15 protein-coding genes and 1 tRNA gene are annotated in these 20738 nt (G+C 62.5%); 12 read left to right on the forward strand and 4 right to left on the reverse strand.

Translation table 11 applies throughout. The annotated features are described in order from the left end of the window. The first annotated feature begins 175 nt into the window (after window positions 1-175). On the forward strand, window positions 176-1507 hold the full coding sequence (locus AC0IYS_RS08820) for a hypothetical protein (RefSeq protein WP_471704805.1): 1332 nt from the start codon (window positions 176-178) through the stop codon (window positions 1505-1507). Between the two features lie 867 nt (window positions 1508-2374). Then, window positions 2375-3037 (forward strand): DUF4145 domain-containing protein, encoded by a 663-nt coding sequence (locus tag AC0IYS_RS08825; protein ID WP_471704806.1) that lies wholly within the window; start codon window positions 2375-2377, stop codon window positions 3035-3037. Window positions 3038-3487: 450 nt separating this feature from the next. On the opposite strand, the gene AC0IYS_RS08830 is transcribed toward AC0IYS_RS08825, so the two are convergent. From AC0IYS_RS08830 to AC0IYS_RS08845, 4 genes are all read right to left on the reverse strand, one after another. Continuing rightward, a complete protein-coding gene (locus AC0IYS_RS08830; RefSeq protein WP_471704807.1) occupies window positions 3488-5935 on the reverse strand; it encodes a DUF3987 domain-containing protein in 2448 nt (815 codons plus the stop codon). Then, window positions 5932-6135, reverse strand: coding sequence for a helix-turn-helix transcriptional regulator (locus AC0IYS_RS08835; protein WP_471704808.1), 204 nt, complete (start codon window positions 6133-6135; stop codon window positions 5932-5934). Before AC0IYS_RS08835 ends, AC0IYS_RS08830 begins: the two co-directional genes overlap by 4 nt. Window positions 6136-6440: 305 nt before the next feature. Continuing rightward, on the reverse strand, window positions 6441-7637 hold the full coding sequence (locus tag AC0IYS_RS08840; RefSeq protein WP_471704809.1) for a tyrosine-type recombinase/integrase: 1197 nt from the start codon (window positions 7635-7637) through the stop codon (window positions 6441-6443). A gap of 227 nt (window positions 7638-7864) precedes the next feature. Further along, window positions 7865-7939 (reverse strand) — tRNA-Arg (locus tag AC0IYS_RS08845). 165 nt (window positions 7940-8104) lie between these two features. On the opposite strand from AC0IYS_RS08845, the gene AC0IYS_RS08850 reads away from it, so the two are divergent. From AC0IYS_RS08850 to AC0IYS_RS08895, 10 genes are all read left to right on the forward strand, one after another. Beyond that, entirely contained in the window at window positions 8105-10012 is a 1908-nt protein-coding gene (locus AC0IYS_RS08850) for an ATP-binding cassette domain-containing protein (RefSeq protein ID WP_471704810.1), read from the forward strand. A gap of 326 nt (window positions 10013-10338) precedes the next feature. After that, window positions 10339-10482, forward strand: a complete 144-nt coding sequence (locus AC0IYS_RS08855; protein WP_471704811.1) for a hypothetical protein — start codon at window positions 10339-10341, stop codon at window positions 10480-10482. Window positions 10483-10729: 247 nt separating this feature from the next. Next, on the forward strand, window positions 10730-11884 hold the full coding sequence (epsL, locus tag AC0IYS_RS08860) for an XrtB/PEP-CTERM-associated polysaccharide biosynthesis outer membrane protein EpsL (RefSeq protein WP_471704812.1): 1155 nt from the start codon (window positions 10730-10732) through the stop codon (window positions 11882-11884). Between the two features lie 2 nt (window positions 11885-11886). Further along, entirely contained in the window at window positions 11887-13269 is a 1383-nt protein-coding gene (locus AC0IYS_RS08865) for an undecaprenyl-phosphate glucose phosphotransferase (RefSeq protein WP_471704813.1), read from the forward strand. Between the two features lie 233 nt (window positions 13270-13502). Further along, window positions 13503-14474, forward strand: coding sequence for an EpsD family peptidyl-prolyl cis-trans isomerase (locus tag AC0IYS_RS08870; protein WP_471704814.1), 972 nt, complete (start codon window positions 13503-13505; stop codon window positions 14472-14474). Between the two features lie 62 nt (window positions 14475-14536). Beyond that, a complete protein-coding gene (gene epsE / locus AC0IYS_RS08875) occupies window positions 14537-15319 on the forward strand; it encodes a polysaccharide export protein EpsE (RefSeq protein ID WP_471708829.1) in 783 nt (260 codons plus the stop codon). 49 nt (window positions 15320-15368) lie between these two features. Then, entirely contained in the window at window positions 15369-16790 is a 1422-nt protein-coding gene (gene epsF, locus AC0IYS_RS08880; protein WP_471704815.1) for a chain length determinant protein EpsF, read from the forward strand. Window positions 16791-16821: 31 nt separating this feature from the next. Continuing rightward, the gene (gene epsG / locus AC0IYS_RS08885; protein WP_471704816.1) at window positions 16822-17721 is read left to right on the forward strand and encodes a chain length determinant protein tyrosine kinase EpsG; all 900 of its coding nucleotides are present in this window, start codon (window positions 16822-16824) and stop codon (window positions 17719-17721) included. Window positions 17722-17744: 23 nt separating this feature from the next. Then, window positions 17745-19391 carry an exosortase B gene (gene xrtB / locus AC0IYS_RS08890; RefSeq protein ID WP_471704817.1) on the forward strand — a complete coding sequence of 549 codons (1647 nt, stop codon included), beginning with the start codon at window positions 17745-17747 and terminating at the stop codon, window positions 19389-19391. 35 nt (window positions 19392-19426) lie between these two features. Further along, entirely contained in the window at window positions 19427-20734 is a 1308-nt protein-coding gene (locus AC0IYS_RS08895) for a lipopolysaccharide biosynthesis protein (protein WP_471704818.1), read from the forward strand. Window positions 20735-20738: the final 4 nt, after the last annotated feature.

A 20738-nucleotide genomic window follows, 5' to 3' on the forward strand; every position in this document is an offset into this window, starting at 1 on the left:
TGTTTGCTCATTTTTAAGGCCCGCTCGCTGCGCCTCCGTAGGCGCCCACGATTTCAATATCGGTATCCTGAACGTGCGCGTTTATAGGGCTTTCCAAAAAGGTGTGTAAAGCAATTCCTTTCAAGGCGCGAAATGCCTTGCTAATTTCATTTTTGCAACTTTTTGAGGGCGGCCATTGAGCACTAAGCATAAGCAACCGAATAAAAAGAGCGGGTTCGACAGCGCCGCGCCAGCGTTGAAGAAGGATCTGCTTTCCTCGCTGGCAAGCGCCACAATAGAAGGAGGCATCGTAGACGTTTGGACTGACGATCGGTTTAAAAGCGTAAAGTGCACCGTCGCCAAATATTACGGCCGCTGGCTAAGCGATTACGACGTGAACGGGATCATTATTGATAACGTCTTTCATCGCCTCCACAGCTTAGACGCAGCCAGCCAGGCACAAGAACTATCCTCCCAATTGACCGCCGCGCAAATCGCCGAGACGGCTGACGACATAGTTTCATTTTTAAGAACAATTCCGCGTAGCTACGATATTTTGTTTCCTCTTCCCCAGCTTCAGCTTGCCAGCGACTTCGTTTTGTCGGGGCCGATTTCGTTCGTATCGAGACCGCTAAGCGCGTGTTTTTCAGGTCCGTCTCACACGACATTGGCGGAACTGGTTGCGAGAGAAGGGCTTGCCTTGCCGGCAAGTATGCCCTCGCCACCCTCGCCCAGACGCATGTATCTCAAAGTCAGCGCGACAGGCTTTATCCGAGCTACGCGTGCTGCCTCTGCAATGCATGATGCCATGGCACTAATGAAACGAACCATCCAAGTTGGCGTCGAAAAGCGGATTTTTGAACGCAGACGAGACCGACTTGGCCTGCTTGCATTTGCTCTCCGAGAAAAAGAAGCTCAACCTACGCTTGAGGCGTTGGTGTATGACATGACAGCAGGCGTCGAAAACCCCAAGCAGCTCAAGCTCGGCTTGGGTATGTCCAGCTATTTGAATGATATCGTGGTGCCCAATTGGCCGCCGGAAACGGCACTACCCAACGTTAATTACACAGTTGATCGATACATCAAGACTGCTTTGTGCCTTTCGATCAGTGCCCTCTCAGAACCGTCGGCGGCGGCTGACTCTGCTGGCTTGAGAAGCGCATTTGAGTGGGCTTTTGACGCCGCTGCGGACGATGAGGCCATCGGTGGCTGCATCAAAACTTGCATCGCCCTCGAAGCAGCACTCGGCGAAGACTCTGAAGAGCGAGGCATCACCGAGAGAATTGCCGACAGAGTGGGCTATCTGATTGGAACCAACCCCGAAAATCGCAAGGAGCTACGTGATCAAATGCGTAATTTCTATAAGTTACGCTCAAGCCTCGTGCACGGAAAGCAATCAACGATCAATCCCGGCGACCACATTGTTGAACAGCATGGCCGAGCGATATTGAAGATGGTGCTCCGTAAGGAGATGACCGCGATTGAAAAATGGTGGCACTCACGACCGCAGTCCAATTTTGTACGGTGACCACCGTCGCATAATACTGCCGGCGCTTCCACGACAGACTGACTGGACCGTCCGTGGTGCATGCCTGTTAAGTTCGCCAGGCGGCCCGCCAAGCGCCCGTACCGCTTGCGCCATGCCCGAGGCGGTCGCGCTGGCACGGCATCGTCTGCGCACCCGCCGATGCGGCCTATGAGCTTGCACCGGGCCGGTTGCGCGCGCTCCATCGATGACGGAGTCAGCGTGCTGCGATACCGTAGTGCGAGGCAGTGGCGGCACGCTAACGCGCCACCTCGGAAGTAAAGCGAATGAAAATTCCCCTCGTGCGCGCGAGGACTTGAGGAAGGGGCGTAGCCGGCCTCCGAGGCACGGCACGGCCACGATGTCGGCCATCCACACCCGGCGGCCCAGATGGACCGCCAGGCGGGTTTCGGTCAGCGCCACGACGGTGCGCACATCGCCATCGTCCAGCGTCACCAACGAGCTGCTAGACGCCTTGGCGGCGCGCAGGATTTTGGCCAAGTTGATCTCAAACGCGGCCTCAAGGACAGGGCGACGGCTTTCAAAGACGCGCCAAGACGGGCTAGGCGGGGGCCAAGAAACGTAAAGGCTACGGCCCATTAGAGCGGACGCCAAGCTCGCGCGCGTGAAGGCCAGTCAGCACCCTCTCCACCGGTCCTAGCGCCGAGAACCGCTGCTCCACACCCGCCACGTTCTTTCTCTCTTTGTCACCAGACTTCTCCCTGCTTTGCACAAAGTTGGATGATGGTTAAGTCATTGATATATAAGGATAATATATATATAAATATATTACCTTCTCCACTTCTCCTACCCCCACCTACTAGCTTACAATCTCGCACCGCAAGTTCGCTTAGCCCAGAGGACAATATTATGAAATGCCCGCATTGCACAATCGAAATTCACCCAGCATTTGGCGGAACAATCGTGACGGATGGGCGCGAAATCTTCAGAGCGAAAAGCGCAGCCGATGTTGTATGTAACTGGTACGTGAACTCCATGACCTGCCCGGCGTGTGCGAGAGCAATTCTATTCTTAAGAGAAGTGGGAGTAGGCGTTAATGCAGACACCACCCGTCTCATCGTTCCGAAGAGTGCGGCGCGCGCGAAAGCGCCGACGATGGTTCCAGCAGAAATCGCCGAAGATTTCAACGAAAGTTGCTTGGTCATTACAGATAGTCCTAAGGCTTCAGCCGCATTGAGCCGCCGATGCTTGCAAGGGGTACTACGCGAGCAGGGCTTTACCCAACATGATTTAGCCCCGGCCATTCAGGCGGTGCTGGCTTCAAAGGTGCTGCCGAGTGCGCTGGCAACTAGTCTGGACGCTATACGCAATATCGGGAATTTTGCGGCACATCCCATGAAAGATAAGGCCAGCGGCAGCATACTACCCGTTGAACCTGAGGAAGCGGAATGGAATTTGGATGTGCTGGAAGAGCTGTTCGATTTTTTCTATGTGCAGCCGGCCTTGGCTAACGCGAAAATCGCGGCGCTCAACGCGAAACTTGCCACCGCAGGCAAGCCACCGATTAAATAACCGTCTGTAAGCGCCAGCCCGTGCTACTGCTATTTCTGCTATTCGGCTACTGATTTCAAATGTTGCTGGGGGGTAATAATCGATACGTTTGAGAGATTGCATTCGGAGGACGAGTTGTAGATCGTGCTAAAGGTCAGCTTTGATGTAACGCCGATATTGACTCGGTTGAGCGGAATGCGGCGAAAACGTCCAAACGTAGACGCAGCGAGAGCAGTGTGCCGCCAGCCATCGTGGTGGATTTTTTCCATGGTGATGCAGATGTCAGTGGCCCTTGTTGACAGTGGTTATCGCCGACAGGCCCGTATGTCGGCCCCGTTTGCGACGGGGCCGATCAGTTTGACGTAATTTGCTACTGCTATTCGAGCTATTCTGCTATTTGATGCAAACAGCGATGTCAGGACAAGATTAGCTCAATCGCAGCAATAGCTGTAGCAGAGGTATCACCGGTCGCTACTGCGGCAACAGGGCGGGGTTTACCTTCACCAAGCGCGGATTTTCGCCTACGACCTTAACGTGACCCAGCGACGTCAGTGTTTCCAGGACAGGTTCCAGAACGGCCTTCTTGCGCAACGGCTTGGGGCCGCGCTGCATCAGGTCAAGCATGGAGAATTCACGCACATCCTGCTCGACGCACTTCGCACGCAGCCAGCTACCCAACTTCGCCGCGTTCTCCACTTCCAATGGCACGGCCACGCCGTTCAAGACACGCTGGGACTCGTTCAGGTGCCAACGCAGAATTTCCGCAGCGCCGACCATGTGTTCCTTGCTGATGTCTCCGCTGCTGTCCTCTGCGACGTGGAACAAGGCGGCCAGACGAACAGCATTGTCCGCCGTTTTGCTGGCTACGTCGCGCACATCATGGAGTTCACCGCCATCTCCAAGTTGCAGCTCGAGTTCGTTGTAGAACCCCACCCAAGCATCTTTTGCCTCGGGCGACAGGTGCAGCATGGGCGGTTGCAAGCGGCCGTTTTGGATTGGCTGTGGCAGCTTCAAAATGTCCGCCAAGCGCTCACGGAAACGCTCCAGCAGCGGCCACTCAGTCGGAGGTTCAATATATCGACGCGTTCCTTGCGTGGACTGCGGGCAGGTGATGAGGAAGCGAGCCAGGAAACCCGTACCGCGAGCCAAGCCATTCGATCCGTCGAAGAAGGCTTTCAGCGTGGGGGCCTGGACCTGGATCGCGACTGTCAAGCGCCCCTCGGCCGTAAACGACGCGGTCGTGCTACGGTCAGTGCGGATCGGCTTGCCATCCCATAATTGATTGATCGTTGCCATGTTCCGCACTTGCGCGTCCTTGCTCATACCGTGGCCACCAAAAACCGCGCCGCCCTCGGACGAGATCAGGCCGGCGGACGGCCATTCAGTCGCGATGCCACGCACCAACGCCTCTGGAGTCGTGTCGCTATAAATCAAGCGCGCGACGACAGGACGAGCAGGTTTGGCGGCCTCATGCTCGCGGAGTTGCGCTTTGGTAGAGTCCGTGTTCTCGCTTGCCTTAGTCTTCTGTTTGATACGGTCCGTCAAACCTTGTTTCACAGCGTCCCACGCCGCCATGTCAGCGGCATAATTCGACACCAGCGTCTCGGCGAGCCTTGCTTGCTCTTTCTCATACTCGGCCACTGGCTTGGCGAAGTAGTTGTCCAGGCTGGACTTACGCTCGCCGGAATCGGCCACCACCAAGAAGTACAGGCTCAGCGGACCATGCAGGCTAGACGCGCGTTCGACATCAAACTGACTTTGTGCAGCCAGCGAGAGGGTCGCCAAGGCCGAGCACCCCACCATTGGCATCGGCGCCTGGACGAACTGCTGGACCTCCACGACAGCATCACGAACAATCAGAGGCAGCGCATGCAAGGGGTATGCAGTCGCAACGCCTGGGTGTTTAAGGATTTCGGGCGTGCGCCATTCAGAAGAGTCGAGGCCAGCCATGAGGTTCGCCAGCAGTTTGCTGATATCGATGCCCTTGATGCGCTCTTCGCCTGCTAAGCGCTCAATCGTGCCGATGCCAATCCCGCCTTCTGCTTTCAGACTGAGCCACGTCGCCCGCAACTGGCCCCCATCATACTTCGCGCTCTTGCTGCTCCACTCAACTGCCAGTTCGTAAGCTTGCTGGTCTGCGCGCAGGCTTTTCAGTGCCATCAGGACGCTGATCCAGATATCGTAGTCGTCGGCGGGAATGTCCGACAGATTACGTTTCACGCTCGCTACTTCGATGTCGGTCAGCGAACTGGCGGTTGCTGGCGGGTTGGCCTGCTCGCGCTCTTGAATGCTTGGCTTGCGGATCTGTTCGACAATCCACTTCGGCAGTTCTGCGACTTCGTGGCCTTCAAACAGGTCACTGGAACCCTCCCAATCGTACCGCTTGCCGGATGCGTGCATGGAGCCGGGGCCGACGGTATAGCCGCCACTTCCTTTGAAGTCTACGTTCTCGCACAGCTTGTTGGAAAAGTTGTTGCCGATCTCGGTCAGAAAGAACATGTGACGGCCACCGGCACCACTCATTACTTCCGCCGTGTCCGGCAACGCCCCGTACTGACTGATAAGGCTTTCCAATGCGTGTTCGCCGCCTTCTTTATAGCTGTCCACATCGACGACAACCAGCATTTTGCCGCTGTCTTTGATCTCGACGCCAGTGCGAATGCCGTAATTAATGTCTTTCTCCATGAACCACATGTTGATCAGCCCCGCATCCGTAGTTGCTTCTTTGAAGCTGCCCAATCGGCGCGGATGCTTGCCCGCCTTGCAACGGCCGTGCGCTGCACCGCAGGTGCACTGGCCTTTCTCGTTGATGCCATGAAGAGGGAATACGGGGAAGCCCAAGGCTGCCATCTTGAGTGCCGCCGCATGGGCATGCGTCAGTGCAACTTTGACGGACGAGGCCGTCAGATCCCCACTCATGCTGCCTCCGTTGCACACTGCGCGACAAAAGCTTCGATATCGGCGGCGTACCACCCGGTGACGCTCGAACCGAGCTTAAACGGTTGTGGGAATTTCCCGTCGCGAACCCAACGCCAGATCGTGGCTGGACTGACCGGCAACATCCCGGCCCGCTTGGGAGTGGATGCAATATCGGCAATCCGTACAATTACTTTATTCATTTCTTATCCTTATTTATTTAAAATTTAATAACATTTCTTGCCTTTCGTGTTGAAGAAGCGAAATCATAACCGCAATGCCGACGGCCGTCAAAATAAATTTCTTCTTTAGGCGAAGTTGAAAGATGAACACCGCATGAAGCGACCATTTTCGACGAAAATGCACAAAAATAGACCGAAAAAAACCGAAGGCGACAAAGCTCGACTAAAAACGACGTAAATGAACAAAAAAAGACCGAAAAAAACCAAAAGCGACATAGCTCAACGTTAATGAGCAAAAAACAAAAAGGCGCCAAGGCGCCATATGTTTAGTTTGGAACTTGCTGCCGCAATTCATCCAGGTAATCAGCCCACCGCTGCATCATCAGCCGACGCGCAGGGAGGTGGGCCGTGCGGTTGTACGCTCGGCCGTTGACGTCTTTCACAGCGTGCGCGAGCTGGTGTTCGATCAAATCCACACGCTCCTCCAGCACCTCATCGAGGATCGTACGAGCAGTGGCCCGAAAGCCGTGTGCCGTCATGACCTCTTTCGCGTAACCCAAGCCGCGTAGGCAGGCATTGATGGTGTTTTCGCTCATGCATCGATCTTCAGTGCGAATACTCGGGAAAACGTACCTGCCGTGCCCGGTCATCGTATGCAGGCGCGTCAAAATCACAATGGCTTGGGTTGCTAACGGGACGATATGGTCATTTTTCATCTTCATTTTGACGCCGGGGATGCGCCACTCGCCAGCTACGAGGTCAATTTCGGACCATTCAGCGCTGCGCAATTCGCCAGGACGGACGAAGAGGAGGGGCGACAACTTTAGGGCGGCTGCCGCATATTGGTGACCGGAATAACCGTGAATTGCTCGCATGAGCCTGCCCACCTCAATGGGGTCAGTAATGGCGGGGTAGTGGTTTTGTGGCACGGGTGAAAGCGCGCCACGGAGGTCTTGCGTAACGTCGCGTTCGGCCAAGCCCAAAGCGACGGCATAACGGAACACTTGGCCGCACAACTGTTTCACGCGGTGCGCCGATTCGATGGCGCCCCTGGCCTCCATACGCTGGACTGCAAGCAGTACGTCACGCGGTTTGATCTGCGAAATGGCCAAGCTGCCGATTTGAGAAAAGATATTGCGGGTCAGCCAGCTTTCTACCTTAATCTGCGTCGTCTCTGCGCGGAGCACGGCGGTCTTGACGAGCCATTCCCGCGCGACAGATTCAAACGTCTGTTGCTCAAGCAGAATTTGCTCCTGCTTTTTGGCGCGTTTGGCACTGGATGGATCGACGCCATCGGCCAGCAGTGCCCGAGCTTCTTGAAGGCGCTGACGGGCCTTCGCCAAGGTCACCTCCGGGTAGGTGCCAAACGCAGCAGTTTTCCGGCTACCGTTGAAACGGTAATCATAGCGCCAGTATTTGCCAGCAGATTTGACGAGCAAGTACATGCCGTCACCATCTTGATACTTCTTATTACTGTCACCAATAGGTTTAACTTGGCGAACAAAGGTATCGGTCAAAGCCATAAATCTTATCCTTTGCAAAAGCTCTACGGAGCCTAAAGCTGTACCAGTCGGAGTGACGGTACTTAATCCGTAGGGTTGAGAGGTACCGCCAGAGGTACCGCCCAAGTGTTGAGCTGGGATAAGATTTCATGAGACGCCACGACATAACAAAAAACCCGCCCTGCCTAGAGGGCATGCGGGTCTTGAGATTGTGTGCGACGATTTGATTCATATTAAGAGTAGTGTGCTGGTCCCCCCGACTGGAATCGAACCAGTATCCCACGCTTAGGAGGCATGTGCACTATCCATTGTGCTACGGGGAGGACGCCGTGAAGCGAGCGCCATTATAGCCCAGCGCCGGCGCGGCCGGCGGAATTTGGGCGCGGAATCCGCCTGCTGGCCGTCCAGTATGGGTACAATGCTGCTTTCCATCCAAACCACCGGCTCGCCCGGCGCCACGCGCCGGCCGCCGATCATCTATTACTTATATGGCAGTCATCTCTCTTTCATCGGCGCAACTGGCGTTCGGCCACGTCGCGCTGCTCGACCATGCGGAATTTTCTTTGGAGTCCGGCGAGCGCGTCGGCCTGATCGGCCGCAACGGCACCGGCAAGTCGTCGCTGCTGAAGGTGATCTCGGGCCGCTTCAAGCTCGACGACGGCTTGCTGGTGATGCAACAAAACCTCCAGATCGCCTACGTCGAGCAGGAACCGGTGTTCGATCCCGAAATGAACGTGCACGACGCCGTGGCCGCCGGCATGGGCGAACTGCCGGCGCTGCTGAAGGAATACGACGCGCTCACCGGTCAGTTCGGCCAGGGCAACGACGACGCCGTCATGGAGCGCATGCACGACATCCAGGTCAAGCTCGACGCCGGCGATGCCTGGAACCTGTCGAACAAGGTCGAAACCGTGCTCGACAAGCTAAACCTGACCGGCGACATGCTCATGAAGACGCTCTCGGGCGGCATGCAAAAGCGCGTGGCGCTGGCGCGCGCGCTGGTGTCGGCGCCGGACGTGCTGCTGCTCGACGAACCGACCAACCATCTCGATTTCAGCTCCATCCTGTGGCTCGAGGGCCTGCTGCGCGACTTCAAGGGCAGCGTGCTGTTCATCACCCACGACCGCTCCTTCCTCGACAACGTCGCCACCCGCATCATCGAGCTCGACCGCGGCCGCCTGCTGTCGTACCCGGGCAACTTCACCACCTACCAGAGCCGCAAGGCCGAGCAACTGGAGAACGAGGAAGTCGAGAACGCCAAGTTCGACAAGTTCCTGGCGCAGGAGGAGGTGTGGATACGCAAGGGCGTCAAGGCGCGCCGCGTGCGCGACGAGGGCCGCGTGCGCCGCCTCGAGGCGCTGCGCCTGCAGCGCTCGGCGCGCCGCGAACAGCAGGGCCAGGTCAAGCTGGAGGTCGGTTCGGGCGAGCGCTCGGGCAAGATCGTCGCCGAGCTCGAAAACGTCAGCAAGCGCTTCGGCGACCGGGTCATCGTCGACAACTTCACCGGTACCATCCTGCGCGGCGACAAGGTCGGCCTGATCGGCGCCAACGGCGCCGGCAAGACCACCCTGCTCAAGATGATCCTGGGCGAACTGACGCCGGACGAGGGCAGCGCCCGCCTGGGCACCAAGCTGCAGGTGGCGTACTTCGACCAGATGCGCACCCAGCTCAACGAGGAGGCCAGCCTGATCGACACCATTTCGCCGGGCAGCGACTGGGTCGAGGTCAACGGCCAGCGCAAGCACTCGATGAGCTATCTGAACGACTTCCTGTTCTCGCCCGAGCGCTCGCGTTCGCCGGTCAAGTCGCTCTCCGGCGGCGAGCGCAACCGCCTGCTGCTGGCGCGCCTGTTCGCCAAGCCGGCCAACTGCCTGGTGCTCGACGAACCGACCAACGATCTGGACATCGACACCTTGGAGCTGCTGGAGGAGTTGCTTGAGGAATACACCGGCACCGTGTTCCTGGTCAGCCACGACCGCACCTTCCTCGACAACGTCGTCACCCAGGTCATCGTCGCCGAAGGGCAGGGCCAGTGGCGCGAGTTCGTCGGCGGCTACAGCGACTGGGAGCGGGTGCGCGACACCGTGGCCGCCGCGCCCAAGGCCAGGCCGGCCGCCGCCGTGAAGGCGGCCGAGCCGGTCTCGACCATGGCGGCGCCCGTGGCCAAGGCCAAAAAGCTCAGCTTCAAGGAGCAGCGCGAGCTCGACGAGCTGCCCAAGCAGATCGCCGCGCTCGAGGACGAGCAGAGCGCGCTGACCTTGCAGCTGTCGGACCCCGATTTCTACAAGAAGAACGCGGCCGAGGCCAAGCGGGTGCACGCCCGCGTCGAGGAGATCGAGGGCTTGCTGCTGGCCGCGCTGGAGAAATGGGAGCAGATTGAAGCGCGCCAGGGCTGATTTTGTGCAGGGCAATAAAAAAGTTGGTATCGGTGTAGTCAGATTACAATGATTTTATTATACTAGTTGCGTCTTGCACGGCGAGCGGGGCGCGCGGTGGGTTCTTGGCGCCGCGCCGCGCCGCAGCATTCCGCCGCCGCCCATCGTCCCGTCACCGCTCCAGGGCTGTAAACCGGCCCGCTCGGTGGCAGGCGCTGGAACCACGCGGGCCGCGCGCGGTCAAATGTGCGGCGGGGAAGCGGCGCCGCGCGGGTGGAGTTGTTCGGCGATTATTTTTGTTGCGGCAAGCACAGAATCTTGACTTTCTTAACGTCAACACGATACGCGTGAAAAAGCTGGAGACTGTTGTTGCGGTGTTATTATTCGGTGTCGAACATAATCGCTGGGCGGCCAGCGCGGCCGCCGGCGCGGTCCGCTTTTTGTTGTATCCGCGCAGCGATAAGAGTCGGCAATTGTTGCACACGGGGTGACCAATGGGGCCATTGGGCGCTTGGATAATTTTCACCGGTCGATGTGCCGTATGGCTATCTCTGGCAGGTCCGCGCGACTTCGCCGACCGTCGGTGACTCTAACCTAAGAAGAATAATGTTGAAAAATTTGCGAAACGATCAAGACACATTCGGCGTTCCCCCGGTCTGTCCCGCACGCCGGATCGCGGGCGGTTCGCGGCCCCTTCAGGTGTTGCGAGTTGGCACGGTATTGCTGTCCGGCGCGCTGTTGAACGCGCCCGCCTGGGCCCAGTTGTCCGATACGGTGCATCCGTTCGTCAGCGTCGCGCTCAACCGCGACGACAACCTGTTCCGCTTGTCCGACGATAGCGCCAGGGCCGTCGAAAGCCGGTCCGACACCATGCGCAGCCTGATCGCCGGCGCGTCGTTCGAGCGTCCCGTCGGGCGCCAGCTGCTGACCGGCCAGGCCAAGTTCTCGCGCGTGAGCTTCGAGCACAACGACCAGCTCGACTACACGGGCAAGGACCTCAGCGGTGACTGGGGCTGGTTCCTCGGCAACCACTTCGACGGCCATGTTGGCGCCGCCTACAGCGAGGTGCTGGCGCCGTTCTCCGACTTCAACGGCACTTCCGAGCGCAACCTGCGCAAGGTGCGGCGTGAGTACGCCGACGGCAACTGGGGTTTCCACCCGAGCTGGCGCTTGCGCGCCGGCTACAACCGCGAGCGCTACACCTACGAGCTGCTCTCGCAGCGCCAGAACGACCGTACCGAAACGTCGGTGATGTCCGGCGTCGACTACCTGGCCGCCAGCGGCAGCACCATCGGAGTGCAGCTGCGCCGCCTCAAGGGCAGCTATCCATTCCAGGAGTCGCTCGGCTTCACCGACAACGGCTACACCCAGGACGAGCAAAAGATCAGCATCCTGTGGCTCGTCTCGGGCGCCACCCAGGTCAATTTCCTGGGCGGCTTCGTGCAGCGCAAGCACGACTTCTTCAGCGCGCGCGACGACCGCGGCACCAACGGCCGGCTGATCGTGAGCACCGCGCCGACCGAGCAGGTCAAACTCAACGCCCAGCTGTACCGCGAATACGGCGCCATCGAGGGCGCCTTCGTCAATAGCGCGCTGATCAAGGGCATCGCGCTGGGCGCGTCCTGGGCGGTCACGTCCAAGATCGACGCGACGGCCAACTACAAGCACGAAAAACGCGACTTCTCGCCGTACTCGCTGTCCGGGGTGCAGTTGCCGCCATCGCAGCTGAGCGACACCAGCAACCGGCTCTCGGCCGGCGTGGCCTATCGGCCGTGGCGCAACCTGTCGCTGCAGGCGAGCGTGTTCCGTGACCGCCGCAGTGGCAGCCTGGCGGCCGGCACCAACTCCTACACGGCCAACGGGGCCGCCATCAACGCCACGCTGCAGTTCTGACCATGACGGCCAACGATATACCTTTGATCTCGTTCTTCCAGCGCGTGCTCGACCCGCTCATCATCATGGGCAGCCTGTACCTGTGCACGATGGCGCTGGGCGCGCCGTTCTCCGGCTACGAGCTGGTGCTCATGATTCTGGGGCATTTCATCGCCGCCGCCGCCTACCAGTATGTCGATCCGTACCGTACCTGGCGCGCCGGGCGCATGCTGGCGTACGCGCGCGACGTCTGCGTCGGCTGGCTCATCACGGTCGGCTTCCTGGTGTTCCTCGGCGCCGTCGGCGACATGACGCGCCATTACAACCGGCAAGTGGTGCTGCTGTGGTTCATCGTCACGCCGCTGGCCCTGCTGCTGATCCACCTGGCCGGGCGCCGCGTCGGCGCCGATCCCAACGCCCCGGGCGAGATGCGCTCGGTGGTGCTGATCGGCGCCAACGCCATGAGCCTGAAGTTCGCCGCCTCGGTCGGACGCAACCCCAACCTGTTCATGAAGGTGGCCGGCTACTTCGACGACCGCGCGCAAAACCGCTGGCCGGAGGACATGAAGGAGCCGATGCTCGGCGGCATGGCCGACATCGCCGGCTACGTGCGCGAGCACAGCATCAAGATCATCATGATCAGCCAGCCGGTGTCGGCCCAGCCGCGCATCCGCAAGCTGCTCGACGAGCTGCAGGACACCACGGCGTCGGTCTACTTCCTGCCCGACATCTATGTGTTCGACCTGATGCAGGCGCGCTTCGACACCGTCGGCGGCATGCCGGTGATCGCCATCTGCGAGTCGCCGTTCACCGGCCTGAACGGCATCCTCAAGCGCATCAGCGACATCGTCATCGCCGCGCTGATCCAGGTCATGTTGCTGCCGATCATGGCCGTCATCGCCGTGGCCGTCAAAATGTCCTCGCCCGGGCCGATCATCTTCCGCCAGCGCCGTTACGGCTTGAACGGCGAGGAGATCCTGGTCTACAAATTCCGCTCGATGACCGTGGCCGAGGACGGCGCCAAGGTGGTGCAGGCCAAGAAGGGCGACCAGCGGGTGACCAAGGTCGGCGCTTTCCTGCGCAAAAGCTCGCTGGACGAATTGCCGCAGTTCATCAACGTGCTGCAGGGGCGCATGAGCATTGTCGGCCCGCGCCCGCACGCGGTGGCGCACAACGAGCAATATCGCAAACTGATCAAGGGGTATATGCTGCGCCATAAGGTCAAGCCGGGCATCACCGGCTGGGCCCAGGTCAACGGCTTGCGCGGCGAGACCGAGACGCTCGACAAGATGGAGGCACGCATCAATTACGATCTCGACTATCTGCGCAAATGGTCGTTGTGGCTCGACTTGTGGATCATTTTGCGCACGGTGCACGTGGTGGCCAAGCGCGAGAATGCCCACTGACGGCCGGCCGGCACGAAAAGAGGGCGTCCCGGTACGAAAATTCCGGCCGCGCCGCGCTGGGAAGCGTTACAATCGCAGCAACTAAGATTGTCGTATGGGTATCTATGCCGTTGCCGGGTTTTTTGTATCGGCCGTTGCATCCGATACAAGTTTCCTGTAAATTGGTGCGGTGCGGCATTCGCTGGCGACAGCGGCCCATCGCTGACCGTGTAAATGATTTTCAAGGAGTAATTTTGAGCTATCACCCAACAGCGCGAACAGCGCGCGCGCGCGACGCGTTTTACCGCGGCGGCTGCGCCGTCGTCCTGCTCGCCGCCGCCGCCGGGCTGGTCGGCTGCGGCGACAAGAAGGAAAAAAGTTCCGGCCAGGCGCTCGCGAGCGTCGCCGGCACCGAGATCACGATGCTCCAGCTCAACGACGAGCTGCAGCGCGCCAACGTCGCGCCGGCCCAGCAGGAAACCGCCAAGAAGCAGGTGCTTGAGAGCCTGATCGACCGCCAGTTGCTGCAAAGCGCCGCGGCCGAGGAAAAGCTCGACCGCGATCCGAAGACGGTGCAGGCGATCGAACGCGCCAAGGCGCTGATCATCGCCCAGGCCTATATGCAAAAGCACGTGGGCCAGGGGACGCGCCCGAGCCGCCAGGAGCAGCAGGACTATTTCGACAAGAACCCGGGCTTTTTCAGCGCCCGCAAGCAGTTCGAGATGCGTCAGCTGATCCTGGCCACGGCCGATGTCACGCCCGAGGTGACCAAGCTCATCGACAGCGCCAAGTCGCTTGACGAAGTCGCCGAGCAGCTCGGCGCGCGCAACGTCAAGTTCGCGCGCAACCAGCTCGCGCGTACCAGCGCCGACTTGCCGCCGCAGCTGACCACGAAGCTGTTGGCCATGCCCAAGGGGCAGTTGTTCATCGTGCGCGAAGGCGAGCGCAGCGTGCTGAGCGTGATCACCGACATCAAGGACGCGCCCGTGACGTTCGATGCGGTCGCGCCGCAGATCGAGCAATTCCTGGTCAACGCCAAGAACAAGGAGGCGGCTGCGGCCGAGATCAAGCGCTTGCGCGCCGCCGCCAAGATCGAGTACCTGAACAAGGCGTTCGCGCCCGGGACTGCCCCGGCGGCCGCGGCGGCCGGCGTCCCGGCGGCTGCGGCCCCGGCTGCGACGTCCGACGACGACGCCCACGCCCGCGGCGTGGCCGGCCTGAAGTGACGCGGCGCGCCTTCGCGGCGCGCCATCGATTCGATAGCATACAACGCAGGATATAAAACATGATCAAACGATTCTCCCTCTGGCTGGCGGCGCTGGCCCTGGCCGCCGCCGGCGCCGCCCACGGCGCCGACCTGCCGCTGGGCACGGCCGACGTGATGAAAATTTCCGTCTACAACAACCCCGACCTGACCACCGAGGCGCGCGTGAGCGACGGCGGCTTCGTCACCTTCCCGCTGCTCGGCCAGGTGGCCGTGGCCGGCATGGCGCCGGCCGCCGCCGAGAAGAAGATCGCCGCGCTGCTCGACAGCGGCGGCTTCGTCAAAAATCCACAGGTCAACATCCTGGTGACCTTGATCCAGAGCCAGCAGGTGTCGGTGCTGGGCCAGGTCAACCGCCCGGGGCGCTTCCCGATCGACGCCAGCCGCAGCTTGCTCGACGTGCTGGCGCTGGCCGGCGGCGTCAACGCCGACGGCGGCGACGTCATTTCGGTGCTGCGCAAGCGCAACGGCGCCACCACCAAGGACAGCATCGACCTCGAGCAGATCATGCGCACCGGCAACCTCGGCGAGCTCGACCTGGCCGGTGGCGACGTCCTCTATGTCGAACGCGCGCCGCGCTTTTTCATCTATGGCGAAGTGCAGCGTCCGGGGCTGTTCCGCCTCGAGCGCAACATGACGGTGCTGCAGGCGCTGGCCGCCGGCGGCGGCCTGACCGCCCGCGGCACCGAGCGCGGCCTGCGCATCAAGCGCCGCGACGCGGCCGGCAAGCTGCAGATCATGGAGGCCCAGCACGACGACTTGGTGCGTCCGGACGATGTCGTCTACGTCAAGGAAAGCCTGTTCTGATGACGCCGCGCCCCGCCGTTTTTACCGCCCCCGTACTGAAAGCCCTATCATGAGCCTGAGCCAACTTCTTCTAGCCCTGCGCGCCCGCTACCGCATCGTCCTGCTGACCCTGGCCGTGACGGTGGCCGCCGCCGTCATCATCAGCCTGCTGCTGCCGAAAACCTACATGGCCGGCGTGGCGCTGGTGGTCAACTACAAGGGCGTCGACCCGGTCACCGGCCTGAGCCAGCCCACCCAGATGATGCCCGGCTATATCGCCACCCAGGTCGACATCATCAAAAGCCGCAGCACGGCGCTGCGCGTGGTCGACGACCTCAAGCTGGCCGACAGCCCGGCCGTGCGCCAGCAGTTCACCGACGCCACCGACGGGCGCGGCAACGTGCGCGACTGGCTCGCCGACCTGCTGCTGAGCAAGGTCGACGCGGTGCCCTCGCGCGAGAGCAGCGTCATCAACATCACCTTCAAGGGCACCGACCCGCAGTTCGTCGCGGCCGTGGCCAACAGCTTCGCCACCGCCTACCTGGGCCTGAGCGTGCAGCTGCGCACCGACCCGGTGCAGCAGGCGTCGGGCTACATCACCACCCAGATCAAGCTGCTGCGCGACCAGTACGAGCGGGCCCAGTCGCGCCTGTCGAAGTACCAGAGCGAGAACAACATCTACAGCGCCGACAACCGGGTCGACGTCGAGACCGCGCGCCTCAACGAACTGTCGAGTCAGCTGGTGGCCGTGCAAAGCCAGGTGATGGATGCGTCCTCGCGCCGCCGCCAGGCCGAAGGCAGCGCCACCACCTCGCCGGACGTGCAGGCCAACCCGCTGGTGCAGGGCCTGCGCAGCAGCCTGGCCGCGGCCGAGGCCAAGTTCGCCGACACCTCGCAGCGCCTGGCGCCGAACCACCCGCAATACATCGCCGCCAAGTCCGAGGTCGACAAACTGCGCAGCAACCTCGAGGACCAGGTGCGCCTGACCTCGAGCGGCGTGTCGGCCAACGCCAGCATCCTGCAGGCGCGCGAGAACGAACTGCGCGCCGCGCTGGCGGCGCAAAAGGCCAAGGTCCAGGCGCTCAACGGCGCGCGCGACGAGTTCAGCGTGCTCACCAACGAGATGGAAAACGCCCGCCGCGCCTACGAAATGGCCGGCCAGCGCTTCAACCAGACCAGCCTCGAAGGCCAGTCCAAGCAGGCCGACATCGCCGTGCTCACCGCCGCGACGGCGCCGCTGTCGCCGTCCGGTCCGCGGGTGCTGCTCAACGTCGCCCTGGCCGTCGTCATCGGCCTGGTGCTCGGCCTGGGCGCGGTGCTGGTGCTCGAACTGCTCGACCAGCGCGTGCGCTCCGTGTCCCACCTGGGCGAGGCGTTCGGCCTGCCGGTGCTGGGCGTGATCGACAAGCCGCGCGGGCGCGCCCGTGTGAAGAACAAGCCACGTCAGGCGCTGCCGCCCCCGGGCGACGACGCCCCGGCCTTGCAGGCGTGAGCGCCTGCGCCAACCATTTGGAGCCCCAAGCATGAATCCCACCCCTACCGTGCAAGCGTTCGCCGTCCCCGACCTGCGCGAGAAGGCGGCGCCGCCGCCGGACCGCTCGATCGGCGCCATCCTCATCAAGATCGGCCGGCTGTCGGCCGCCGACGCTGAAAAAGTGATCCGCCACCAGGTCGAGTACAACCTGCGCTTCGGCGACGCCGCGCTCGCGCTCGGCCTGCTCACCGAGGCCGACATCGAGTTCGCGCTGTCGCGTCAGTACGACTATCCCTACCTGCTGCGCGGCGAGAGCGCCATCAGCGAGAGCGTGGTGGCCGCCTACGAGCCGTTCACCGCGCGCGTCGAGGCGTTCCGCGCGCTGCGCAACCAGCTCATGTGGCGCTGGTTCGACGCCGGCGCCGAGCGCAAGGCGCTGGCCATCGCCAGCGCCGAGCGCGGCGACGGGCGCAGTTTCTTTGCCGCCAACCTGGCGGTGGTGTTCTCCCAGCAGGGCCAGCGCACCTTGCTGATCGACGCCGACCTGCGCAACCCCAGCCAGCACCAGTTGTTCGGGCTCGAGAACCGCGCCGGCCTGTCGTCGATCCTGTCGGGGCGCAACGGCGTCGAAGTGGTGCAGCGGGTCGCGCCGCTGCTGGACCTGTCGGTGCTGACGGCCGGCGCGCCGCCGCCGAACCCGTCCGAGCTGCTGGGGCGCCCGGCCTTCGGCCAGGTGCTGCGCGAGCTGGCCCAGCAGTTCGACGTGATCCTGATCGACACCCCGGCCACCGGCGACTGCTCGGACGCGCAGATGATCGGCGGGCGCGCCGGCGGCGCGCTGGTCGTGGCCCGCCAAAACACCAGCCATGTGCGCGACGTCCACGACGCCATCGCCACCTTGGCCGAATCGCGCACCCACTTGGTTGGCACCGCGCTCAACAACTTCTGACCACTCCCGATATGGCCGGCTCAATGTCCCCCCCGCTCAAAGCGCCCGGCGCAGCGCTCACACCGCCGCGCCTGCTCCCCTGGTTCCTGCTGGCCGCGGGGCTGGCCGCCATGTACCTGCCCAGCTTCATCGACCTGTTCAACGGCGCCTGGAGTTCGGAGAAGAACGCGCACGGCCCCATCGTCATGGTGGTCGCTTTCGTGTTCCTGTATTTCCGCCTGCGCCAGGTGATCTCGGACGGGCAGTTCGAACGGGCGCCGGCGCCGCTGCTGGGCGGCGCCATGCTCGCCGCCGGCCTGGTGCTGTACGTGCTGGGGCGCTCGCAAAGCGTGGAGATCTTCGAGGTCGGCTCGCTGCTGTTCGTGCTCAGCGGCCTGCTGGTGGCGTTCTACGGCGCGCGCACCTGGTCGCGCATGTGGTTCGCGTTCTTCTTCATGTTCTTCATGATCCCGCTGCCGCCGTCGATCGTCGACGTGCTCACCCTGCCGATGAAGATCGGCGTGTCGTACGCCACCGAACACCTGCTGTACTGGCTGGGCTATCCGGTCTCGCGCAGCGGCGTCATCCTCAACATCGGTCCCTACCAGTTGCTGGTGGCCGACGCCTGCGCCGGCCTGAACTCGCTGTTTACGCTCGAGGCGCTCGGGCTGCTGTACATGAACCTGGTGCGCCATCCGTCGGTGTTGCGCAACGCCGCGCTGGCCGCGTTGATCATTCCGATCTCGTTTACCGCCAACACCATCCGCATCGTGTTCCTCTCGCTCATCACCTTTTACCTCGGCGACGCCGCCGGCCAGGGCTTCCTGCACGGTTTCTCCGGCCTGGTGTTGTTCCTGTCGGCGCTCATGCTCATCATCAGCGTCGACGGCATGCTCAGCTGGATGGTCGCCAAGCGGGTCGACGGCCGCCGCGTCAAGGCCGAGGGCGCCGGGTTGCAGTTGCCGCCGATGGCGCCGGGCGCCTGGCGCGCGCTGACCGACGGCGTGGCGCTGCGCCCGGCCATCGTGTTTCTCGCCTGCACCCTGGCTGGCGTGGCCGCGGCCCACGCGCTCGCGCCCAAGCTGACGGCGGCGGCGCCGAGCGCCACGCTCGAACAGGCCGTGCCCGAGCGCATCGGCCAGTGGACCTTGCTGCCCGGCGCCATCGCCCAGGCCAACCTGGCCACCAACGACGAGGGCGGTTCGCTGACCGACCAGGTCTACGACGAGGTGGTCATGCGTACCTACGTCAATCCGGAAGGGGTGCAACTGATGCTGGCGCTGGCCACGGCCAAGGAGCAACGCCAGGACGTCAAGCTGCACCTGCCCGAGATCTGCTATCCGGCCCAGGGCTACAAGGTGATGGGCCTGGCGCCGGCGGCGCTGGCCGTCGGCCATGGCGGCGCCGTCGTGCCCGGCAAGCACATGCTGGCGCGCGGCAATGGCCGCACCGAGGCGGTGACTTATTGGACCCGCGTCGGCGACGGCTATCCGAACGCCGGCCTGGCCATGCGCACCAAGATCTTCCGCGACGGCTTGCGCGGCCAGGTCAGCGACGGCATCCTGGTGCGCGCCTCGATCGCGGTGCGCGACCCGGCCGAGGCGCCGGCCGCCTACGCGGCCCAGGAACGGTTCTTGCGTGACCTCGTTGGCGCGGTGCGTCCCGGCGCGCGCGCGCTGGTGGCGCCATAAGTGGCGCCCGTGTCGATGTCATTGAGGATCGTCCCATGAGTACCCGCCTGAGCGGTTTGACCGGCGCCTTCGGCAAAACGCTGATGACCACGGTCGGCATCACCGCCATCAGCTTCATTTCGTCGGTGCTGACGGCGCGCATGCTCGGCCCCGAGGGCCGCGGCCTGCTGTCGGCGGCGCTGATGATCGGCACGCTGGCGGCCGGCGTGGCCCAGCTCGGCCTGGCGTCGAGCTATGTCTACCACGTGGGCGCGTCGCGCCGCTTCCCCTACCTCAAGCTGATGGGCTATTCGCTGCTGCTGGTGGCCGGCGTGGCCGCCGCCGTCGGCTGGCTCGGCGGCCAGTTGCGCAGCGACGCCCAGTTGCGCCAAGCGCTGCCGTGGATCATGGCGCTGGCCGCCTGCATGGGCACACAAAACTATTTCTTCCTGCTGGCCCAGCTGCGCTCGGACCTGAAGTTCTTCAACGGCATGCGCCTGAGCCTGGTGCTGGGCAACCTGCTGCTGCTGTTGCCGTTGATGCTGATGTACCACACGGTGCACTTCATGCAGCTGCTGTACTGTCAGCTGGCGGTGGTGGCCGGGCTCACCGTCGCCGGCCTGTACTGGTCGCTGCGCCACCGCGTCTGGGCCCTGGCCGCGCCCAAGGAACCGGTGCCGGCGCGCCAGGTGCTGCGCTACGGCCTGCACCAGCACGGCACGGTGTTGCTGAGCCTGCTGCTGCTCAATTTCGACAAGATCATCTTGCTCAACCGCGGCGACATCGAGGAGTACGGCTACTACGCGCTGGCCTTCACCACCTCGCGCCTGATCGGCGCGGTGCAGGAGGCGGTCGCCGTGGCGCTGTACGCGCGCTTTGCCGGACGCGACCTTGAGCAGCTCGGCGAGAAGGTGCGCACCGCGTTCCGCCTGACGTTCGTGCCGCTGCTGGCGCTGGCGACGATCGGCGCGCTGCTCTCGCCGTGGCTGATCGTGCTGGTGTACGGACCCAAGTTCGCCGCCATGGCGCTGCCGTTCGCCATTTTGCTGTTCGAATGCGTGTGCGGCGGCGCCAGCTGGACCCTGGCGCAGCGCTTCACGGCCGGCGGGCGTCCCGGCCTGGTGCTGGTGCGCCAGCTGATCTCGGTGGTGCCGGTGTTCCTGGCGCTGCCGTTCCTGCCCGTCGAGAACGCCTACGTCTACCTGGCGCTGCTCATGCTGCTCGGCGCCGTGCTGCGCCTGGGGGTGACCCTGGCCATGTACCGCGTCACGCTCAAAGAACCGATGCCCGCTTTGCTCCCCACGCGCGCGGACCTGGCCATGGTGCGCAGTTTCCTGCCCCGGCCGCGCGCGACCCTACCTTGACGCC

The sequence above is a fragment of the Duganella sp. AC237 genome (assembly GCF_979254035.1).

Bases quoted from the DNA above. Each gene is read 5' to 3' on its own strand.
- AC0IYS_RS08825 (WP_471704806.1), top strand. From the start codon at position 2,375: ATGAAATGCCCGCATTGCACAATCGAAATTCACCCAGCATTTGGCGGA.
- AC0IYS_RS08830 (WP_471704807.1), bottom strand. From the start codon at position 5,935: ATGAGTGGGGATCTGACGGCCTCGTCCGTCAAAGTTGCACTGACGCAT.
- AC0IYS_RS08835 (WP_471704808.1), bottom strand. From the start codon at position 6,135: ATGAATAAAGTAATTGTACGGATTGCCGATATTGCATCCACTCCCAAG.
- AC0IYS_RS08840 (WP_471704809.1), bottom strand. From the start codon at position 7,637: ATGGCTTTGACCGATACCTTTGTTCGCCAAGTTAAACCTATTGGTGAC.
- AC0IYS_RS08850 (WP_471704810.1), top strand. From the start codon at position 8,105: ATGGCAGTCATCTCTCTTTCATCGGCGCAACTGGCGTTCGGCCACGTC.
- AC0IYS_RS08865 (WP_471704813.1), top strand. From the start codon at position 11,887: ATGACGGCCAACGATATACCTTTGATCTCGTTCTTCCAGCGCGTGCTC.
- epsF (WP_471704815.1), top strand. From the start codon at position 15,369: ATGAGCCTGAGCCAACTTCTTCTAGCCCTGCGCGCCCGCTACCGCATC.
- epsG (WP_471704816.1), top strand. From the start codon at position 16,822: ATGAATCCCACCCCTACCGTGCAAGCGTTCGCCGTCCCCGACCTGCGC.
- xrtB (WP_471704817.1), top strand. From the start codon at position 17,745: ATGTCCCCCCCGCTCAAAGCGCCCGGCGCAGCGCTCACACCGCCGCGC.
- AC0IYS_RS08895 (WP_471704818.1), top strand. From the start codon at position 19,427: ATGAGTACCCGCCTGAGCGGTTTGACCGGCGCCTTCGGCAAAACGCTG.